This is a genomic window from Rhizobium sp. 01T444 (assembly GCF_056398305.1).
In genome coordinates this window covers 17,008-31,898 of record NZ_JBFTPD010000039.1, presented here as the reverse complement: position 1 = coordinate 31,898, position 14,891 = coordinate 17,008, and the positions used below count along the sequence as shown (strand labels likewise).

Annotated in this window: 14 protein-coding genes; 12 read left to right on the top strand and 2 right to left on the bottom strand. The window is 62.0% G+C overall.

The annotated features are described in order from the left end of the window. A complete protein-coding gene (gene cobM, locus AC1DTN_RS33095; RefSeq protein ID WP_477924350.1) occupies positions 1-759 on the top strand; it encodes a precorrin-4 C(11)-methyltransferase in 759 nt (252 codons plus the stop codon). Positions 760-764: 5 nt separating this feature from the next. Here the strand turns inward: cobM and AC1DTN_RS33090 are convergent, their stop codons facing one another. Both AC1DTN_RS33090 and AC1DTN_RS33085 read right to left on the bottom strand, forming a co-directional pair. After that, positions 765-1,577 (bottom strand): TIM barrel protein, encoded by an 813-nt coding sequence (locus AC1DTN_RS33090; protein WP_477924348.1) that lies wholly within the window; start codon positions 1,575-1,577, stop codon positions 765-767. A gap of 211 nt (positions 1,578-1,788) precedes the next feature. Beyond that, the gene (locus AC1DTN_RS33085; protein WP_113320293.1) at positions 1,789-2,817 is read right to left on the bottom strand and encodes a LacI family DNA-binding transcriptional regulator; all 1,029 of its coding nucleotides are present in this window, start codon (positions 2,815-2,817) and stop codon (positions 1,789-1,791) included. Between the two features lie 134 nt (positions 2,818-2,951). Here AC1DTN_RS33085 and AC1DTN_RS33080 point away from each other — a divergent pair, with 134 nt between their 5' ends. From AC1DTN_RS33080 to AC1DTN_RS33030, 11 genes are all read left to right on the top strand, one after another. Next, a complete protein-coding gene (locus AC1DTN_RS33080; RefSeq protein ID WP_477924347.1) occupies positions 2,952-4,040 on the top strand; it encodes a fatty acid desaturase family protein in 1,089 nt (362 codons plus the stop codon). A 36-nt stretch (positions 4,041-4,076) separates the two neighbouring features. Beyond that, positions 4,077-4,391, top strand: a complete 315-nt coding sequence (locus AC1DTN_RS33075; RefSeq protein WP_113320291.1) for a MocE family 2Fe-2S type ferredoxin — start codon at positions 4,077-4,079, stop codon at positions 4,389-4,391. A gap of 8 nt (positions 4,392-4,399) precedes the next feature. Then, positions 4,400-5,626 (top strand): NAD(P)/FAD-dependent oxidoreductase, encoded by a 1,227-nt coding sequence (locus tag AC1DTN_RS33070; protein ID WP_477924346.1) that lies wholly within the window; start codon positions 4,400-4,402, stop codon positions 5,624-5,626. 50 nt (positions 5,627-5,676) lie between these two features. Continuing rightward, complete coding sequence (locus AC1DTN_RS33065) at positions 5,677-6,480, top strand: 3-methyl-2-oxobutanoate hydroxymethyltransferase (RefSeq protein WP_113320319.1); 804 nt, start codon at positions 5,677-5,679, stop codon at positions 6,478-6,480. Between the two features lie 99 nt (positions 6,481-6,579). Beyond that, the gene (locus tag AC1DTN_RS33060) at positions 6,580-7,476 is read left to right on the top strand and encodes an NUDIX hydrolase (RefSeq protein ID WP_477924345.1); all 897 of its coding nucleotides are present in this window, start codon (positions 6,580-6,582) and stop codon (positions 7,474-7,476) included. Positions 7,477-7,547: 71 nt separating this feature from the next. After that, on the top strand, positions 7,548-8,519 hold the full coding sequence (gene nadA / locus AC1DTN_RS33055; protein WP_439018826.1) for a quinolinate synthase NadA: 972 nt from the start codon (positions 7,548-7,550) through the stop codon (positions 8,517-8,519). Beyond that, on the top strand, positions 8,516-10,060 hold the full coding sequence (locus tag AC1DTN_RS33050; protein ID WP_477924344.1) for an L-aspartate oxidase: 1,545 nt from the start codon (positions 8,516-8,518) through the stop codon (positions 10,058-10,060). Before nadA ends, AC1DTN_RS33050 begins: the two co-directional genes overlap by 4 nt. Position 10,061: 1 nt before the next feature. Beyond that, positions 10,062-10,961: a carboxylating nicotinate-nucleotide diphosphorylase gene (gene nadC, locus AC1DTN_RS33045; RefSeq protein WP_477924343.1), complete on the top strand. Its 900-nt coding sequence runs from the start codon at positions 10,062-10,064 to the stop codon at positions 10,959-10,961. Between the two features lie 219 nt (positions 10,962-11,180). Beyond that, complete coding sequence (locus tag AC1DTN_RS33040; RefSeq protein ID WP_477924342.1) at positions 11,181-11,993, top strand: aldo/keto reductase; 813 nt, start codon at positions 11,181-11,183, stop codon at positions 11,991-11,993. Between the two features lie 685 nt (positions 11,994-12,678). Further along, positions 12,679-14,634 carry a BTAD domain-containing putative transcriptional regulator gene (locus AC1DTN_RS33035; RefSeq protein ID WP_477924341.1) on the top strand — a complete coding sequence of 652 codons (1,956 nt, stop codon included), beginning with the start codon at positions 12,679-12,681 and terminating at the stop codon, positions 14,632-14,634. 102 nt (positions 14,635-14,736) lie between these two features. After that, positions 14,737-14,880 (top strand): hypothetical protein, encoded by a 144-nt coding sequence (locus AC1DTN_RS33030; protein WP_439018821.1) that lies wholly within the window; start codon positions 14,737-14,739, stop codon positions 14,878-14,880. The last annotated feature ends 11 nt before the right edge of the window (positions 14,881-14,891 follow it).

Below are 14,891 nucleotides of genomic sequence, written 5' to 3'. Positions count from 1 at the left end.
ATGGTCGTTCATTTTATCGGCGCCGGACCGGGTGCAGCGGATCTCATCACGGTGCGCGGACGCGACCTGATCGGCAAATGCCCTGTTTGCCTCTATGCCGGCTCCATCGTCTCGCCCGAGCTCCTGCAATATTGCCCCTCGGAGGCGCGCATCGTCGATACCGCACCGCTGTCGCTGGACGAGATCGAGGCCGTATTTCTTGATGCCGCCAATGCCGGCCAGGACGTGGCGCGGCTGCATTCGGGCGATCTCTCCGTCTGGAGCGCGGTTGCCGAGCAGATCCGCCGGCTGGAGAAACACGGCATCTCCTATACGATGACGCCGGGCGTTCCAGCCTTTGCGGCAGCGGCCTCAGCACTCGGCCGCGAATTGACGATCCCCGCCGTGGCGCAGAGCCTCGTTCTGACGCGTGTCTCGGGTCGCGCCTCGCCGATGCCGAATGAGGAGACGCTCGAAAAATTCGGCGCGACGGGGGCGACGCTGGCAATCCATCTCGCCATCCATGCGCTGGCTCAGGTCGTGACTGGACTGACGCCGCTCTACGGTGCCGATTGCCCTGTCGCCATCGTGGTGAAAGCCAGCTGGCCGGACGAGCGTATCCTGCGCGGCACGCTTGCCGATATCGAGGAGAAGGTGGCGGCCGAGCCGATCGAGCGCACGGCCATCATCTTCGTCGGCCGGTCGCTTGCATCAGAGGATTTCCGCGAAAGCTCGCTCTACGACCCCGCCTATCAGCGCCGTTTCCGCGGACGCGAATAGGCGTCTCAAACCTTCGCGGCGATATAATCCATGCTCGCCTTCAACGCGGCGCCGGGGTCCTTCAGCATATGGACTTCGGATGCGAAGGGCTCGAAGGAGAAGGGGCCCTTGTAGCTTGCCTGCAGCAAAGCGCGGATCTGGCCGGCATTGCCAAGCCGGTCATCGGCATCGACGAGAACGCGGTGCGGATCACGCATGTCGGCGACGGAAACGGCGGCATCGCTGACGCCGGAAATATGCACGAGCCCCGTCAGATGCGGGAAGAAGGACGTTTCGCCGGCAAGGTGATGGTGGAACGTGTCATGCACCAGCCGGAAGGTCGGCTGCACGCCCAGCGTCTCGATCGCATCGGCCGCTTCCGCCTTGGAGCGCAGCGAGCAGATTTCGAAGCCGAGCGGTTCCACCAGACCGACGATGCCGGCGGCATCGAGCATGGGGCGAAGTGCGGTCAACGACTGGCGCAGATTGGCCTGGCGCTCGCCGTCGACGCGGCCCGTACCGTCATTCTTGGGAACCAGTACCAGCGCCTGCGACCCGACAGCCCTTGCATAATTGATCAACTCACGGGCTTCCCGCTCGCGCATCGCATTCCATTCGTTGAAGCGCTGCAGCGCGTTGATCGAGATGATCGCGACGCCGTGGCGGTCGGCGGCCGCCTTGATGGCTTCAGGCTTTGTACCATCGAGAATCGCATTGCCTGAGAGATCATTACGGATCTCCACCGCGTCGATGCCGAGCGAAGCGGCAAGCGCAAAGAAATACTCGATCGGAAGCGAAGGTGCCGCCATATGGTTCAGCGCGAAACGGATGGATGCCATGCGAAATCTCCTCCTCGCCCCTCATGCGTGAGAAGCATTATGAATGACTAATCCAATCTCTACTGGAATTTGCCGCCCAATCCATCCGCTGGACACTATCAAACTCTATCATCGCTGCTAGATTTTCTGCACGAATGATAGAATTCCATCATTCTCTCAGCATTCCGCAATTCCGGGCGCAAAACCGCTTCGAACTTGTGCTGGAATTGCTCTAGATATTCTCAGGCAGAAAGATCTCGAAGGGCAGGAAGGACTGGCCAGGGATGGTGATCTCGCCCTCTTCCAGCGCGCCGGTCATCAACGCCACCACTTCCTTGCAGAGCGCCGGCAGCGGCGTGCCGATCGCCATGGTGACGATGCCGTCGGCAAGGCCCGCCTTGCTATCGGCGGTGAGTTCGTTGACGATGAGCACGATGCGGCCGCCGATCTCCTCTTCCCGGAATGCCGAGATCGCCCCTTCCATGCCGCCGCCACAGACATAGAGGCCGACGAGATCGGGATGTTTCTGCAGGAGCGTCAGTGTCGCCTCATGGGTGATTTCGGGTGTCTCCAGATTGATCAGCGTTTCGACCACTTCGAAATCAGGCGCCTCCTCGCGAAAATAGGAGCGGAAGCCCATTTCGCGAAGCTCGTGGCCATGAAAACGGTGACTGCCGACGAAGCAGGCGACCTTGCCAGGCCGGCGGGCAGCTTTGGCAATCATCCAGGCGGCGGTACGGCCGACCTTGCGGTTGTTGACGCCGACATAGGCGTCCCGCACCCCTGTCGCGAGATCGGACAGCAGCGAGAAGACCGGAACGCCGCGCGCCTTCAACTCCTCGACGGCTGCCGTCACGGCCGGATAATCCGGCCCGACAAGCGCGACGGCCTGGCTTCGGGCACCCAGCAGCTTGATCTTTTCGATGATGGCGGCGGGCGTAGCCGCAGCGGGATATTCCACTTGCGTCTGGATCCGCGCAGTTGCGACGTTGCGGGCCGCCGTTTCGATCTCGCGGGCAAAGGCCTGGTAGAAGGGCTGCGTCGGCTTCTGCAGCAGGAAGGCTAGCCGATATTGCGGCAGATCCTCAAAGAGGCGCTGCCGGATCAGGCCGATGGCGTGGTAGCCGATCGATTGCGCGGCATCATAGACACGGCGCGCCGTTTCCTCGCGCACCCGATGGCGGCCGTTCAGCACGCGATCGACGGTCGCAACGCTGACGCCGGAGGCCTGCGCGAGATCGGAGATGGTTGGGCGGCGCATAGCTATTCCTGATGGTTTTCAATCATGAATGAAAGCCGTCTTTGATGGCTTTTGATAGAATATATCAAGCCTGCATTGAGCGCCTTTCGAAGTCAACCTATTCTCCTGATCCAAGAGCTGATGAGGAGGAAGCCATGGCTGGCGAGGCAACGAAGCGCGATTACAGCCTCTTGGGAGAGAGCGGCAGGACGGCGGTGGAAACCGGTCTTGCGGCGGCGCAATGGTATCATACCGATATTGCCCGCAAGGAGATGAAGGCGCTGATGCAGCGCTCCGACGACCAGGCGATCCGTGACACCGCGCTCTGGCTCGGCAGTATGGTGATCTTTGCCGCGCTCGGCATTTTCTTCTGGGGCTCCTGGATCGCCGTGCCTTTTTTCCTCGCCTATGGTGTGCTCTACGGTTCGGYCTCCGACAGCCGCTGGCACGAATGCGGCCACGGCACCGCCTTCAAGACGCGCTGGATGAACGATGTCGTCTACCAGATCGCCTGCTTCATGATCATGCGCAATCCGGTGACCTGGCGCTGGAGCCATGCACGCCACCATACCGACACCGTCATCGTCGGCCGCGATCCTGAGATCGCCGTCATGCGCCCGCCCGATCTCTTTCGGCTGATCCTGAATTTCTTCGGCATTCTCGATGCCTGGCATGCCGTCATCGACATGGTCCGAAATTCGGCCGGCATCATCAGTGCGGCGGAAAAGACCTTCATTCCTCAGATGGAGCAGCCGAAGGCGATCCACATTGCGCGTATCTGGCTTGCGATCTACGCCGTCACCATTGCGCTTGCGTTTTACCTGGGCTCGATCCTGCCCCTGATGCTGATCGGCCTGCCGCGCCTCTATGGCGCCTGGCATCACGTGCTGACCGGACTGCTGCAGCATGGCGGGCTTGCCGACAATGTCATCGACCACCGGCTGAACAGCCGCACGGTCTACATGAACCCGATCAGCCGCTTCATCTACTGGAACATGAACTACCACGTCGAACACCACATGTTCCCGATGGTGCCATACCACGCGCTGCCGAAGCTGCATGCGATGATCAAGCACGACCTGCCGGCGCCCAATCCGTCGATCTGGTCCGGCTATAGGGAAATGATCCCGGCTTTCCTGCGCCAGCTTCGCAACGAAGACTATTTCCTGAAGCGGGAACTGCCGGCAACGGCGCGGCCCTATCGCGAGGAATTTCACGCCGAGCTGGCGCCTGCAGCCCAGTAGGCTGCTCAATAGAACAAGATCGAGGGAGGAAAAGAGATGAACGGAAACTGGATCGAAGTTTGCGGCAAGGACGAGATCGACGAGGAAGATGTCATCCGCTTCGATCATGGCGGGCGCACCTTCGCGGTCTATCGCAGTCCGGACGACGAATTCTTTGCGACCGACGGGCTCTGCACCCACGAGCAGATCCATCTCGCCGACGGCCTCGTCATGGACGAGATCATCGAATGTCCCAAGCACAATGGCCGCTTCAACTACAAGACGGGCGAGGCCAAGGGCGCCCCCGTCTGCGTCAACCTGAAAACCTATCCCGTTAAGATCGAAGGCGGCGCCGTCTTCATCGCGATCTGAGGTGCGCCATGGCCCATTTTGTCATCCTGGGGGCAGGGGAATGCGGGGCACGCGCCGCCTTCGCACTGCGGGAAAAGGGATTTGACGGTGAGATCACGCTCGTCGGTTCCGAGTCACACGCTCCCTATGAGCGCCCGCCGCTCTCCAAGGCTGGCCTTGCCGGCAATGTCGATCCCAAATTCATCGCGGCACGGGAGACCTTTGAGGCCGGCAATATCCGCCTGCTGACCGGTATGACGGCAACCAGCCTCGATGCCGCGGTCCATACCGTTATCCTGTCAGACGGCAATCGCCTCAACTATGACCGGCTGCTGCTTGCAACGGGCGCCAGCGCTCGCGCCTTTCCCAATGCGCCTGCTGATAGCAACCATATCCGGTCGCTCCGTACGCACCATGATGCGGTGACGCTGCGCGCCGTGCTGAGGCCCGGCAAGCGGCTTGCCGTCATCGGTGGCGGCTTCATCGGCCTGGAGGTCGCAGCAGCCGCGCGTCAGCTCGGCGCCGATGTGGTTCTCGTCGAAGGGCTGGAGCGCGTGCTGAAACGCGGCGTTCCCGAGGATGTCGCCCATCTCGTGGCCGAGCGCCATCGCGCCGAGGGCGTCGATCTGCGCTGCGGTGTCTCCATCGAATCCCTGACCGAGCGGGAGGGCAAGGCCGTCATCCGGCTTTCCAACGAAGAGACGGTCGAGGCCGACATGGCGCTTGTCGGCATCGGCGCCCGGCCGAATACCGAGCTTGCCGAAGCGGCCGGACTTCATACCGACAACGGCATTGCCGTCGATGATCGGCTGCGCACGTCCGCCGCCGATATATTCGCTGCCGGCGACTGCTGCTCCTTTCCACTCACAATCTATGGCGGCCGGCGTGTGCGGTTGGAATCCTGGCGCAATGCGCAGGAACAGGGCACGCTTGCCGCCGCCAACATGCTGGGCGCCGATGAGCCGGTCTCCGCCGTGCCGTGGTTCTGGTCGGATCAGTATGAGATGACGTTGCAGATAACAGGGCTTGCCGATGGCGCGGTTGCCCATCTGCGCCGCGATCTCGGCGAGGGGGCCTTCATCCTTTTCCATCTCGATGCCGAGGGCCGGCTGATCGCAGCAAGCGGCATCGGACCCGGCAATGCGGTCGCCCGCGACATCCGTCTGGCGGAAATGCTGATTGCCGCACGCGCCCATCCCGATCCGGCCGCGCTGACGGCCAGCAACGTCAAGCTGAAGACGCTTCTCGCCGCCTGACCGCTTCCCCGAATACCGACCCAATGAATACTGGCCCAAAGGATATTGCGATGAAAAAACATAATCGCGCCACGGTCGCCGACCTCCTGGCGCTCAAGGGAAAACGGCAGCTCACGATGCTGCGCGTCACCTCGCTCGATGAGGCGGAAGCGGCGGAAAAGGCCGGCATTGACATGATCTCCGTGCCGCCAACCCTCTTGGGACCGGTCTTTCGCGAGGCGGCCCCCACACCCTTTGCCATTCCCGGCCTCGAATATGGTGACCATGTCTCGGCCGAGGACTATATAGGCGCGGCCTTCAAGGCGCTGAAGGCGGGAGGTGACGCCGTCTATTGCGCCGCAAGCCTGCAGACGATCCGCCGCATGCGCGACGAAGGCATTCCCGTCTGCGGCCATGTCGGACTGATCCCTTCGAAGGCGACCTGGACCGGGGGCTTTCGCGCCGTCGGCAAGTCGGCCGCTAGCGCCTTGGACGTCTGGCGCCAGACGAAGGCGCTGCAGGATGCCGGCGCATTCGCGGCCGAGATCGAGGTCGTTCCCGGCGATGTCGCGGCTGCGATTTCCAACCGCACCTCGTTGCTGATGATCTCCATGGGCGCCGGGCGCGGCTGCGATGCGCAGTATCTCTTCGCCGACGACGTGCTCGGCACGACCAGAGACCACACGCCGCGACACGCCAAGGTCTACCGCAACTTCGCAGCCGAATATGACCGGCTACAGCGCGAGCGCATTGCGGCCTTCAGCGAATTCGTCGAGGATATCCGCTCGGGAGCCTATCCGGAAAAGCGTCATCTTGTCGGTATCGACGAAGCCGAGTTGCGCAATTTCCTGCATCGGCTGGAAGCGGAGGGATAGAAGGCCCTCGGTCGCTGGGGAGAAGAGGAACCCGTCATTGGCATCTGATGCGCCCTGTGTCAGAGAATAGAGCGATCACGAACAGATTCTCAGGCTCTGGTGACGATAGGCTTTGCACATGCGGAATTGATCGCGGTTCTCGTCGCGGTGACGGGCGATGAACCGCGTGTCATGACGATCCAGAGTGGCGATGCGCTTCCATCAGGCCCTTTCGAGATGGGGCATCGCACCCTGCAGTCAGGCCTGCGCGAATGGATCCAGGAACAGACCGCCCATCCCGTCGGTTTCCTCGAGCAGCTTTATACTTTCGCCGACCGCGACCGGAACAACGACATCCAGGGCGGACGCACCATCTCGATCAGTTATCTCGGCCTCGTGAACGAACAGACGGGCGCCGGCCGGCCGGGCTGGCACGGCTGGTATGAATATTTCCCCTGGGAAGACCATCGCGACGGCCGGCCAGCCATCATGGACGAATTGATCGCTCGCCTGCGCCTGTGGGCCGACGCCGATCCTGCCAGGCGCGAATATCGTCATCGCCGCGCCGATTTTACCTTCGGGCTCGATGGCGGCGGTTGGAACGAAGACCTGACATTGCAGCGTTACGAGCTGCTCTATGAGGCGGGCCTCGTCACGGAAGCCGGCTCTAGCAAGAACGACAATCTCGGCCGGCCGATGTTTGCCGACCACCGACGGATTCTCGCGACCGGCATTGCAAGGCTTCGCGCCAAGATCAAATACCGCCCGGTCGTTTTCGAACTTATGCCCGAAAGCTTTACGCTTCTGCAATTGCAGCGGGCCGTCGAAGCGCTGGCCGGCCTGACGCTGCATAAGCAGAACTTCCGCCGCCTGATCGAACAGCAGGAACTGGTGGAGGAAACCGGCGAGGCGACGAGCGAAACCGGCGGCCGGCCGGCCAAGCTTTTCCGCTTCCGCCAGACCATTCTCGAAGAGCGCGCGCTCGCCGGAACGAAATTACCGCTCTCCCGCAATTGACATATGCTCACTGTGAGAATATCTCTGTGCGCAGGATATGCTCAAATCGAGCATAATTGATGGAGCCGGCCATGAACCACCTTGTATCCGCGTCGTCCCTCTATGATCGCGTCAGCCGCGTCATTCCCAAAGCCGAATGGATGATGTTCCAGGACGATGTCGATGCGATCCTCGAGTTGAAGCGCAAGCGCAACGCCGTCATCCTGGCGCATAACTATCAGACGCCGGAAATCTTCCATGGCGTGGCCGATATCGTCGGCGACAGCCTGGCTCTGGCGCGGAAAGCCATCGAGGTCGATGCCGACGTGATCGTGCTGGCCGGCGTGCATTTCATGGCCGAGACGGCAAAGCTCCTGAACCCGGAAAAGACAGTGCTGATCCCCGATATGGGGGCCGGCTGTTCGCTGGCGGACTCGATCACGCCCGAGGATATCGCGCTGCTGCGCCAGGCTCATCCAGGCGTGCCCATCATCACCTATGTCAACACGTCTGCAGCCGTCAAAGCGGCCTCGGACATCTGCTGCACCTCGGGCAATGCCAAACAGGTCGTCGAATCCCTTGGCGTTCCCCGGGTGCTGATGATCCCGGACGAGTATCTTGCCCAGAATGTCGCCAAGGAAACCAATGTCGAAATTATCGCCTGGCATGGCCATTGTGAGGTGCATGAGCTTTTCACTGCCGAAGATGTTCGCCAATTGCGGGAGAACCACCCCGGCGTGACGGTGCTTGCCCATCCCGAATGCCCGCCGGATGTCGTTGCTGAGGCTGACTTCGCCGGCTCCACCGCCGTCATGTCCGATTATGTCGGGCAGAAGAAGCCGGCCCGCGTCGTGCTGCTGACCGAATGCTCGATGAGCGATAATGTCGCCGTGCATCATCCCGATGTCGAATTCATCCGCCCCTGCAATCTCTGCCCGCACATGAAGCGGATCACGCTCTCCAATATCCGMGCGGCACTGGAAGAAAACCGCCACGAAGTGACCGTCGATCCCGCGGTCGCTGTCGCTGCCCGCCGGGCTGTCGAGAGGATGCTGGCAATATGAGCGAGATTGCTGACCAACTCACCGGCCGCACCGTCATCGTCGGCAGCGGCCTTGCGGGACTGATGACGGCGCTGACGCTTGCGCCGGAGCCAGTTGTCATCGTCACGCGCGCTGGCCTCGGCGCTGAAACGTCGAGCGCCTGGGCGCAGGGCGGCATTGCCGCCAGTCTCGGTGCCGATGACAGCGCCGACCTGCATCTGGCCGATACGCTCGCCGCCGGCGACGGGCTTTGCGATCCCGTCATCGCTGCCGGCATCGTCGCCGAGGCGCCGGCCGCGATCGCCGCGCTGGAGCGAGCAGGGGTCGGCTTCGACAAGACGCCGGATGGCAGCTTTTCCCTGGGGCTTGAGGCCGCCCATAGCCGCCGCCGCATCGTGCATGCGCAAGGCGACGGCTCGGGTGCGGCGATCGTGCGTGCACTGGTCGCAGCCGTTACCGCGACACCCTCCATCACCGTGCTCGAAGGGCTGGAGGCCCGCCGCATCCTGACGGAGGAGAGCGGTGTCAGCGGCCTCGTCTGCGCGAGCGAGAATGGCGCCGTCATCCTTCCGACACGGCGGATCGTGCTGGCGACCGGCGGCATTGGCGGCCTCTATGAGGCGACGACCAATCCGACCGGCAATTTCGGGCAGGGCATCATGCTTGCCGCGCGCGCCGGCGCCGAACTTGCCGACATGGAATTCGTGCAGTTCCACCCGACTGCACTTGATTCCCGCCGCCGGCCACTGGCGTTGGTGAGCGAAGCCGTGCGCGGGGAGGGTGCCGTGCTCGTCAATGAGAGCTGCGACCGCTTCATGGCCGGCGTGCCCGGCGCTGAATTGGCACCGCGCGATGTGGTGGCCCGCGCCATCAGCGCCGAACTCGCGCGTGGCGGCAGGGTGTTCCTCGACGCGCGCGCAGCACTTGGCGATCGTTTCGCCACGCGTTTTCCGGTCATTGACGCTCTGTGCCGGGAAGCCGGCCTCGATGCTTCGCGTCAGCTGATCCCGGTGCGCCCTGCCGTCCATTATCACATGGGCGGGGTAGCGACCGATGCTGCCGGCCGCAGCTCCATTGCAGGCCTGTGGCTTGCCGGCGAGGCGGCCTCAACCGGCTTGCACGGCGCAAATCGGCTCGCCAGCAACTCACTACTGGAAGCCGCCATCATGGGAATGCGTGCGGCACGTGACATTCTTGCGACCCCAACCGAAAAACCCTCGACAGCTAAATCCGTAGTAACGCTGCCCGCGGCGGCCGATCCTTCGCCCGTCCGACCGATCGTCTCGCGCCATCTCGGCGTATTGCGCAATGCAGGCGCCATCCATGGCGCCGTCGCAAGCCTGCTGCCGCTTGTCGAAGCCGAGGGGCCGGCTTCCGATCCGGCAATCGTTGCGTTGTTGATTGCCGTCTTCGCGAGCCTTCGGGCGGAATCGCGCGGAGCCCATGCGCGCACCGATTTTCCGCTGAGGCGGGCCGAAGCCGCACGGCGGAAAATGACGCTGAGTGACGTCCTGGAGATTGCCCGGGCGACCGCTTCCCATCCCCTTGCAAGGAGTGCCTGAGATGAACCTCGCTTCCCTTCCGCGCGTCATTGTCGAGCCGCTGGTGCGTGCCGCCCTTGCCGAGGATCTCGGCCTTGCCGGTGATATCACCTCGGCAGCTGTCATCCCGGAAGAGCATCGCTCGACGGTCGTCATGGCCGCCCGCCAGCCGGGTGTGGTTGCTGGTCTCGACGCCGCAGACCTTGCCTTCCAGCTCGTCGATCCCGCCATCACGATGAGGCGGCATCTGTTTGACGGTGCCGCCGTAGAGCCAGGCAGCCTGATCGCCACCATCGAAGGCCCGTCGCGCGGGCTGTTGACGGCCGAGCGCACGGCACTGAACTTCCTCGGCCATCTCTCGGGCATCGCCACAGTGACATCAGGCATCGTCGAGGCGGTCCGCAATACCAAAGCCTCCGTCGTCTGCACCCGCAAGACGACGCCCGGCCTTAGGGCGCTCGAAAAATATGCCGTGCGGGCGGGCGGCGGTATGAACCACCGCTTTGCGCTCAATGATGCGGTGCTGATCAAGGACAATCACGTCGCCATTGCCGGAGGCGTAGCAGAAGCGATCCGCCGCGCCAAGGCCGGCGTTGGCCACATGGTCAAGATCGAGGTGGAGGTCGACACGCTTGATCAGTTGCACGAGGCCATGGGCGAAGGGGTCGATGCCGTCCTCCTCGACAATATGACGTCCGATCAGTTGCGCGAGGCCGTCGGCATCGTCGCCGGTCGCGCCATCACCGAAGCCTCCGGCCGCGTGACGCCGGCAACCGCGCCTGCCATTGCCGCCTCCGGCGTCGACCTGATCTCGGTCGGCTGGCTGACGCACAGCGCCCCGGTTCTCGATATCGGTCTTGATTTCGTCGAAGCCGCTGCCGAAAGCGCGACGCCATTGCGCCGGCTTGTCCAGGATTTCTAAGATGGCTTTGTTTTTCGGGCTGCCCAAACCGCCAGGATGATACAGTAGCCGACCTCGGCCGGCTGCCGTATCAGGTCCAAATTTGCGCCCGTATTTTCTTTAAACCGCCATCAGGATTTGCCCGAAATTCTATCGGCGTTTTTCGCTGGACACAGCCTCAAGCTATTGCAAAGCTCCGCAAGCCCGCTGGAGGAGCGAGGCGAATTGGAGGCAATAGATTTGCAAAAACATGATGTTATTCCGTTGATGGGATTTGGCACCTTTGGGCGCAACGGCAAGGATGGTATCGATGCGATCCTGTGTGCGCTCGAAACCGGCTATAGGCACCTCGACACTGCGCAGACTTATGATACCGAATTCGAAGTCGGCGAAGCGCTGCATCGCTCGGGCCTGAACCGAAACGAGGTCTTCCTGACGACGAAGATCTCGACCGACAATTTCGGTCCCGGCGCACTCGTTCCCTCGCTGGAAAAGAGCCTCGAAGCGCTCAAGGTCGACCAGGTGGACCTGACGCTGATCCACTGGCCCTCGCCCAATGGCCGCATTCCGCTCGAAGTCTACATCACCCAGATTGCCGAAGCGCAGGCCCGCGGCCTGACGAAGCTGATCGGCGTGTCGAACTTCACGATCGCCCTTCTGGAAGAGACCGAAGCACTGCTCGGCAAGGGCAGGATTGCCAACAACCAGTTCGAGCTGAACCCGATCCTGCAGAACAAGAAGCTCGCAAACTACTGCCGGGAAAAGGGAATTCTCGTCACCTGCTACCTGCCGATCGCCCGCGGCATTCTGTCCGACGAGCCGGTGCTGCGCGCAATCGGTGAAAAACACGATGCGACGCCGGAACAGGTGGCGATCGCCTTCGAACTCGCCAAGGGCTATTGCACCATCCCGACATCGGGCCGGCCGGARCGCATCCGCTCGAACTTCAAGGCAAGCTCGATCAGGCTTTCASCTSAGGAARTCKCCCRYATCGARRCCATCGACCGCAATCAYCGMGTCGTSGATCCGGACTGGGGCCCGAAGTGGGACTAGGTTGTTCCGGCGGCCGACGGTTGCGTGCGACCGGGTCGAGCGCGGTCGCGATGATCGCCAAACCAAGCCGCGTGTCGGCGTGAAGGGCAGGCGTTGCTCATGCAGGCAGTCCTTCGTTTTCGCTAGCCGGACTCGACCGCGCGTTCGTCCGACAGGTCGCAGTTGCGGCGCTTGGCCGCTGATTTCAGCCTGTTACATCATTGTCTCAATCGCGTCGTAACGTGCACGATAGTCGGTCTGACAGAGTAATGAACCGCTGCTGCCGCAGTGGCGGAATTGCGGTTGCTTGAGGCTTCGGAGGCGATACAGAACGCCGGTGGCTTCCCGGCATCGAACGCGCAGTGCCCTGATTTGGGCGACGGTTTGGAGATTGGGTGTGAGCGATCGTATCAACGATATTTTTGTCATTGGCGGCGGGATCCAGGAAACCACGGCATTGGACGAATACATCGCGGCGGCGCCGGTTAGCATGGCGGGATGATGCTCCGAAATAGAGCGGCGTCTCACGTCCATATGCAGTATTCGTAAAGTGTGTTGGTAGCAAGCACCGGCGGGAGCGTAAATATTCGATGAAAATATTGCTCCAGCAAAGCAAAAGCGCTTCCCGTTGCCCGCTATTCACTCTAACATCATGTAATCGGTCGGTCCGTTCCAAGCGTTCCGGCTTTTGAAGGTGAGAACCCTGATGGACGGGTCAACCGGGGAAGTGAAAGCGAACAGATTATGTCTGCTCGGCAGGCCGCGATTGTCGGCCGCCGGGACTGAGCTTCCGTTGCCCGAAAAGTCCTATTTCCTGCTGGCAATGTTAGCGCTTTCGGCGGAACCGCTGGTCGACCGTGAAACCATCCGATGCCAGCTATGGCAATCCGAACTTCCCGAAAAACGGGCCGGCAGCCTTCGCCAGCTTCTGTCGCGCATCGACCAGAGCATTCCCGAAGGCCTGCCGCCCTTGCTCACTGCGACACGCACCCATCTCGGCCTAGCGCCCGGCTGGGAGATCGACCTCAATATCCTCAAGCAGAAGGATGTGCTGGGGCCGGACGAAAGCAGCATCCTGCTCGGAGAATTGCTCGAAAGCGTCAAATCACCAACGCAGGGTGCCGAGGACTGGCTGACGTTCGAGCGCCAGCGGATTAACGAAGCGCGCTCGGCGCATCTTGTCCGCCTGTTGGAAAGTCAAGACGAGCGCCCGGAAGAGGAACAGATCGCCTTCGCCAAGCGGCTGATCGAGCTCGACCCCGCCAATGAGATCGCCTGCCGGGCGCTGATGCGCGCCCATGCCCGCATGAATGACCTGCCGGCGGCGCGTCAGGCCTATCTGAAATGCCGCAGCCAGCTCAAGGACGATTTCGATATCGAGCCGGACGAGGCCACGACGGCCCTTGCCCGCGAACTCGGCATCCTGTCTGCGGTACAGCCGGCGGCGGCGGAACGTCCGCATCCGGTGTCGGAATTGCTGATCGATCCGGCCGGCCAGCCGCGCATCGTCATCCTGCCGCCCGAAAGCATCTTTACCGACCCGCTGATGGAGCGCGTCGGCCGCGCGCTGCTCGAAGATGTCACGATCGGGCTCAGCCAGCAGCGCGGCTTCAAGGTGATTGCCGCTCATACAAGCCTGGAAATGCTGAGCCGCGCGCTCGACCCGACGCGCCCGACCATCGGTCCGCTCGACCTGTCCTTCGACTATGCCGTCTATGTGACGATCCAGAGCCGCGACGAGGATGTCTATTCTACCTGCCGGCTGACGCGCACGGCGACTTCCGAAGTGCTCTGGGCGGTTGATATTCCTTTTGCGATGCAAAAAATCAGCGAAGCCTTCAGCCAGCTAACCCGGCGTATCGTGATGACGCTTGCCGATACGATCGAGCGCTACGAACTGGCGATGCCGCTTGGCGACGTGCCGGCTTCCGCCTATCGTCTCTATCTCGAAGGCAAGCGGCTGATTTCACAGACCGACCTGCAGCACCTGCGGCAGGCGCGCAAATGGTTCAAGTCGTCCCTCAGCCGCTACGAACATTTCTCGCCGGCCCATGCCGGCATGTCTCGCGCCCTCGGCATGGAATGGCTGATCCGCGGGATGCGCGATCGGGAACTGCTGGACGAAGCCTACAGCGCCGCAAGGATGGCGCGGCAGACCGACCCGAACAGCGGCCGGGCCTATCGCGAACTCGGCTTCGTGGCGCTCTATCGCCGCCGGTTCGAAGAAAGCCTCGATTCCTTCCAGCAAGCTCAGGATCTCAATCCCAACGATGCCGACATCCTGGCCGATTTCGCCGACGCACTTTCCCATGACGGCGATTTCGACCGGGCCCTCGAGCTCAGCCGCGCTGCCTTCAAGCTCAATCCGCTGCCGCCGGACTATTATTACTGGAACCTCGGCGGCATCCATTTCATGCGCGAAGAGTATGAAAAGGCGATCGATGCGCTGGAGCCGGTGAAGGCAAAACAGGCGACGGCGCGCCTGCTCGCAGCCGCCCATGCCATGGCGGGCGATACTGCGAAGGCTCGGAATTACGCCAAGGTGGTATTGGAAAACTTCCCCGATTTCCGCAGCGAAGGGATCCGTCATTTCGTCCCCGATCGCGATCCGGCCTTCACCGAACCGTTGATAAAGGGCCTGCAACTCGCCGGTCTTCCGTGATACACAGCCTTTTAACGAAGCCTGTAACGCTTAAATGACGCAGGCAATGTTCTTTTTGAATGGTTAACGGCGGTCAGCCGCCCAACCATTTGGAGAGAGATCATGAAAACCGTTGAAACCAACGCTGCAATCCAGGCCCCCACACTCCGTTTCTCTGCTGCTGCCAAGGCAGCCGTCAAGCAGGACCAGCTCAGCGTTTCGGCAAATGGCCTTGAAAGCCTGACGCATGCGCTGAGGTTCCGCTGAGGAATCGATCA